This window comes from Microtetraspora sp. AC03309 (assembly GCF_020826795.1).
GTDB classification, from domain to species: Bacteria; Actinomycetota; Actinomycetes; order Streptosporangiales; family Streptosporangiaceae; genus Microtetraspora; species Microtetraspora glauca.
In genome coordinates, this window is the sequence record NZ_JADDIL010000156.1 from 1 (window position 1) to 5,589 (window position 5,589).

The 5,589-nt window shown below is 69.5% G+C and carries 3 protein-coding genes and 2 pseudogenes; 2 read left to right on the forward strand and 3 right to left on the reverse strand.

The genetic code is table 11. The annotated features are described in order from the left end of the window. Nucleotides 1-1,797: pseudogene (locus IMZ11_RS41635) on the forward strand (hypothetical protein); the annotation flags it as partial. A gap of 15 nt (nt 1,798-1,812) precedes the next feature. Here the strand turns inward: IMZ11_RS41635 and IMZ11_RS41640 are convergent. The 3 genes and pseudogenes from IMZ11_RS41640 to IMZ11_RS41650 all read right to left on the reverse strand — a co-directional run. After that, nucleotides 1,813-2,000 (reverse strand): annotated as a pseudogene (locus tag IMZ11_RS41640) (flavodoxin-dependent (E)-4-hydroxy-3-methylbut-2-enyl-diphosphate synthase); the annotation flags it as partial. Next, nucleotides 1,997-2,719: a hypothetical protein gene (locus IMZ11_RS41645; RefSeq protein ID WP_228648958.1), complete on the reverse strand. Its 723-nt coding sequence runs from the start codon at nt 2,717-2,719 to the stop codon at nt 1,997-1,999. The pseudogene IMZ11_RS41640 and the gene IMZ11_RS41645, both read right to left, overlap by 4 nt. A gap of 44 nt (nt 2,720-2,763) precedes the next feature. Beyond that, nucleotides 2,764-4,680: a 1-deoxy-D-xylulose-5-phosphate synthase gene (locus IMZ11_RS41650; protein ID WP_374463237.1), complete on the reverse strand. Its 1,917-nt coding sequence runs from the start codon at nt 4,678-4,680 to the stop codon at nt 2,764-2,766. Nucleotides 4,681-5,352: 672 nt separating this feature from the next. On the opposite strand from IMZ11_RS41650, the gene IMZ11_RS41655 reads away from it, so the two are divergent. Next, nucleotides 5,353-5,589, forward strand: a 237-nt coding sequence (locus IMZ11_RS41655) for a helix-turn-helix domain-containing protein (RefSeq protein ID WP_228648962.1), incomplete at its 3' end; no start/stop codon positions are given.

Consider the following 5,589-nt stretch of genomic DNA (forward strand, 5'->3'; position numbering starts at 1 on the left):
GCTCAGGGGCGCTCGTTGGAGGAGGTGCCTGATGCGGTGGCGGAGTTGATTCGTCAGCGGTTGGCCGTGTTGGGGCCGCAGGCGGGTGAGGTTCTGCGGATCGCCGCGGTGATCGGCCGCGAATTCGACCCGGGGCTGGTCTCCGAGGTGGGCCACGCCCCGCTTCACGCGCTCGATCAGGCCGTTGAGGCGGGACTCGTCACCCCCTCCGACGGTCGCCTGGCTTTCACCCACGACCTGGTCCGCGAAAGCCTCGTCAAGGACATCCCGCCCCTTCGGAAGGCCGCCGTGCACCGCTCTATCGCGGCCGCTCTGGCCGCCCGTCCCGGGAGCGACGTGGAGGCGATCGCCCATCATGCGGTCGAGGCGGGGCCCGCCGCCTACCAGGAAGCGGTGCGCTGGGCAGCGGCCGCCGCGGAGCAGGGGCATCGCCGACTCGCCTACGAGGAAGCGGCCTCCTGGTGGGGCCGGGCCGTCTTCGCTCACGGCGCGTCCGCGGGTGACCCGGAGACCCATGTGGAGTTGCTGTTGCGGCAGGTCCACGCGCTGCTGGAGGCAGGGGACGCGATAGGAGCGCGGCAGGCCAGGGCCGAGGCCGTACGCATCGCCGATCGGGCCGCCGCCCCTCCGGAGCTGGCCGCACGCGCACTGACCGCTCTCGACGCCCCCGCGCTGTGGTTGCTGCGTGATCCGTACGAGGCGGTCGAGCTGCGCCTGGTGCGCCGTTTCGAGACGGCGCTGGAAGCGCTGGGGGAGGGTGACAGTCCCGAGCGGGCGCGGTTGCTCGGCGGTCTTGCCCAGGAGCTTTACGACGGCAGCGGTGACCCACGCGGTGATGAGCTGTCGGCACAGGCCGTGGCGATGGCCCGCCGCCTGGGCGATCCGCATCTGCTCATGCGCATGCTCAACGCGCGATATCTGGCGCTGCTCCAGCCACTGCACATCCCCGAACTGCTGGAGATCAGCGACGAGCTGTACGACCTGGCCGTGAGCACCCGGACGCCGAGGTTCGAACTGCTCGCGCAGATGATGCGCACCCACAACCGGCTGGAGTTGTTCGACGTGGCCGGTGCGGATCGGGCGGCGGCGCGATGTGAGGAGTTGCTGGAGCGGTTGCCACTGCCCTGGTCGCGTCTCCAGCACACGATGTGGAGCGCCAACCGGTTCGCCCTCGACGGCCGCTTCGACGACGCCGAGACGCAGTACGACGAGGCCGAGCGGCAGGCCGAGCGCATCGGCATGTGGTACGGCGGAAGGGCGGTCGTCGCGGGGCGGCTCCTGTTGAGCTATCGCAAGGGAGCCATCGCGGAGGCCGGGCCGCTCATCGAGGCGATCTCCGGCATCCACCCGACGATGGACCACGACGCCCGCGTTCTGCTGCTGAGCGCCCAGGGGCGCGTCGGCGAGGCCCGGATGCTGGTCCGGCAGGGCCGGCAGTCGCCGCCCCGCGACTGGTCCTGGCTGTCCACGACCTGCCTGCAGGCGGCGGCGCAGGCAGTCGTCGGCGACGTCTCCGCGTGCCGTACGACCTATTCGGCGCTGCTGCCGTACGCGGGGCGGATCTCAGCGGAGTCCATAAGCGGGCTCGGTCCCGTCGACTGGTACCTGGCCTTGCTGGCCGACGCCATGGACGATTCGGCCGCAGCCACCGCGCACCTGTCCGCTCTGGAACGACTGGCGGAGCGGAACGGGCTCACCTGGTGGTACGACCGCGCGAGAGCAGCGGCGATCGCTCCGCGCCGGGCACCGGAGGCGATGCCCGCAGGACCGCGGGTGGTCGTCCCCGGCAGCCCGTAGGTTGTCACGAGTAGGACCGGCCGCGGTGAGCTCGGCGATCTGCCGCAGGGTCGCGTTGACGTCCGCGGTCAGCGTCGTGGTCATCGACTGCACCGAGACGGGGGCGCCACCGCCCACGGGTACGGATCCGATGGTGATCTGCCGGGAGGCCCTGCGGGACGCCGCGGGAGTGGGAGGACCGGCATGCCGAGATCGGTCGTCATGAGAGCGCACCTCGCGGTTCGTGCTCGGCGGCGTAGGCCGGGTAGCGGGTCAGCAGCCACAGGTAGACCAGGCTCACGACCGTGGTCGTGGCTCCGATCGCGTGATAGACCGGGGCGGTGAAGGCGTCCGACATCCGCGGCAGGAAGAGGAAGAAGAAGCCGTTCAACAGCACGAGGCCCCAGGCGAGCAGGAACGACTGTCCCTTACGGCTGCGACGCTTCAGCAGCAGAGGGATGTACCAGCCGATCGCGACGATGATGGTGGTGGAGAAGGTCAGGAGGAACAACGGGTCGCCCAGGCCGCTGTAGACGAACCAGAACAGCACGACGATCGCCGCCTGCATCGCCGAGTACGCGACGACGTACTGCCCCTGGGTGAGGCCGGGGAACAGCTCCTGACGGCCGAACTTGATCGTCTGGTAATGGACGACGCATTCCAGTACGGCGAAGATCAGGAGGGCACCCCAGAACATGCGGAACAGCCAGTGGTCGACCTCGGTGAACCAGTGGCTGAAGAGGCTGACGAACAGCACGTCGTGCGCGAAGAAGTACATGTTGGCGAAGATGGGAATCGCGTACGTCCTGTGCCGGAACCCCAGCCGGATGCCTTCGATGTACAGGATGTACGCCCCGGTGTTGGCGATGGCCCCGGCCAGCAGGACCGGCACCGGATGCGCGTCGATGTTCTGGAGAACCTGAGGAACCTGGTATGTGTCCATATCTCTTCCGTCGTCCGGTGATCGCTTCGTGGTGGGAGCTTGATTCATGAGGCGATTGATGAGGCGGCCAGGGCGTCGCCGGTCGGCTGGGTACCGGTTGCCGTGTCCGGGCGTGAGCGATCCGCGAGCCGGCGCAGGATCTCTCGTTCCAGGGCGGTGGGAGTCAGGCGGATCTCCTTCAGTACCTCGTCGCGCCCGCCCGCGGACAGGAAGTCCGCGGGGATCCCGAAGTTCAGGCAGGGGACGGCAACGCCCGCGTCGTGCAGGGCCTGGGCGATGGCGGCGCCCACACCGCCGGCCCGCACGTTGTCCTCGACGGTCACCACGAGGTCGTGGCGTTCGGACAGGCGCGGCAGCGCCTCGTCGATCGGTTTGACCCAGCGCGGATCGACCACCGTGGCCCCCACTCCGTGCACGGCGAGGCCATCGGCGACGTCCACGCATGTCCGGGCCATCGCGCCCACTGACACCAAGAGGACGTCGTGGCCATCGCGGGCCGGTACGGTGCGCGCGAGCACGTCCAGTCCGCCGACTCGCTCCAGCGCCGCGATCTCCGGCCCCACCCGGCCCTTCGGGAACCGCACCACGGTGGGGGCGTCGGACACCGAGAGCGCCTCCTGGAGTTGCGCCGCGAGCTGGACGGCGTCGCGCGGCGCCGCCAGACGAAGGCCCGGCACACACTGCAGCAGCGACATGTCCCACATCCCGTTGTGGCTCGGCCCGTCGTCACCGGTGACCCCGGCCCGGTCGAGAACGAATGTCACCCCCGCGCGATGCAGCGAGACGTCCATCAGGACCTGGTCGAACGCCCGGTTGAGGAAGGTCGCGTAGATGGCCACCACTGGGTGCAGCCCGCCTGCCGCCAGACCGGCCGCGCAGGTCGCGGCATGCTGCTCGGCGACGCCGACGTCGAACACCCGATCCGGATGGGCCCCTGCGAAGAGATCCAGACCGGCGGGCGCGAGCATGGCCGCCGTCAGCACCACCACGTCGGGGCGACTGGCTCCGATCCGGACCATCTCCTCGGCGAACACCGACGTCCAGGTGCGGGACGAGCCCGACCCGACCGCCTGACCGGTGGCCGCGTCGATCGCGCCGATGCCGTGGAAGTGGTCACGGGTGTCGTCTTCCGCGTGCCGGTACCCCCGCCCCTTCTTGGTCAGGCAGTGGACGACGACGGGCGCCCCGACGTCGCGGGCCGCCCGGAGCGCCGACTCCGTCGCGCCGATGTCGTGGCCGTCGACCGGGCCGATGTAGTGCAGGCCCAGGCCCTCGAAGACGGATGGCCGAGGAAGGCCGTCGTGGCCTGTCTCCCGCAGCACCGCAAGATGCTGGGCGAGCGCCCCTACGGTCGGCGCGTACGACCGCCCGTTGTCGTTGATCACGATGATGACCGGACGGTCCTTGGCCGCGGCGATGTTGTTCAACGCCTCCCACGCCATCCCGCCGGTCAGCGCACCGTCTCCCACGACCGCGACGACCGCCCTGTCCGTCACGCCCCGGACGTGGAAGGCCCGAGCCAGACCGTCGGCGTACGACAGGGCCGTGGAGGCGTGGGAGTTCTCGATGACGTCGTGCTCGGACTCGGCCCGGCTCGGATACCCGGACAACCCGTCCTTGGCCCGTAATCGGGAGAAGTCCCGCCTGCCGGTGACCAGCTTGTGGACGTACGCCTGGTGACCGGTGTCCCACAGGATGCGGTCGTGGGGAGAGTCGAAGACCCGGTGCAACGCGAGCGTCAGTTCCACCACGCCGAGGTTCGGGCCGAGATGGCCCCCCGTGCGTGATACGGAATGCACCAGGAAGGACCGGATCTCGGAGCTGACCCTGGCGAGTTGCTCCGGTGTCAGATCCTTCAGGTCACGAGGCGAACGAATATCGGCCAACACGATCGCGGCTCTCCCTCTCGGCTCGCTTGTGGCGATCAGGAACACGTGCAGATGACAGGGCTCCGCTCGCATCGCGGAGCTTCCGGTCGTACTACGGGGGGCTCTGCTCGTATCGCGGGGCTTTGTCGCAGAACCGAGTGATCCGCCCGCCCGAGGCTCCCCCGCCGTCCTTGCGAGCAACTTGGGGCAACCTGCCGATGATCAGCAACCTGGCAAGGGGACGGCCGGCCACGCTGCGGTCCGGCCCTTGGGAGCGACTTGAGAATTCACCCGAGTGATGTCACCCGAGCTCGGAAAAACATTGACGCGTCCGGAGCCGCGTCGCGCGGTCGGCACACTCCCGGACCCGGCCCTGCGGGTGGCGGACTACCACTTCGACTGGTCGAACGGATCTTCAGGGGGCAAGGCGGTTCGGCCGGCGTTGGTGCTTGCCGCCAGGGCACCTGTTCCTCAGGGGACAGGACCCCGAGTGGCATCCGCCGCTGTGGCAGGCGAAGGAACTCTACGCACCCATGGCCCTCTGCCGGGCCGTGCGGCTGGCGGCTCTCCATCTCCTCGAGGCCCGGGTACCCCTCACCGAGAACGACTGGAGGAGGACGGAGAATCCCTCCGGCGGCGGATGAGCAGACGCGGCCGGACGACTTACCGTCGTGCCCCAAGGATCACGATCGGGGTCGCCGCGCTGTCGCGACTGCCGGGTCTCCCGGGCGTCGTGTTCGCTGTGCCGATCAGCAGGGGGTATGCATGGAGTTCCGGGTTCTCGGTCCGCTGGAGGTCTATGACGACAACGGCGCGCGGGTCGAGCTTGGCGGGCCACGCCAGCGCGCCGTACTGGCCCGGCTCCTTGTGTCGCACGGGACCGTGGTCTCCACCCAGACGCTGATCGAGGACGTGTACGGGGGTGCGCCTCCGGTCACTGCGCTGGCGACGGTGCAGTCGTATGTGTCGCATTTGCGGCGGGCGATCGAGCGTGATCGGCCG

What these genes read in the sequence shown, in the direction of transcription:
- IMZ11_RS41645 (WP_228648958.1), bottom strand. Translation starts at nt 2,719, where the DNA reads ATGGACACATACCAGGTTCCTCAGGTTCTCCAGAACATCGACGCGCAT.
- IMZ11_RS41650 (WP_374463237.1), bottom strand. Translation starts at nt 4,680, where the DNA reads ATGCGAGCGGAGCCCTGTCATCTGCACGTGTTCCTGATCGCCACAAGC.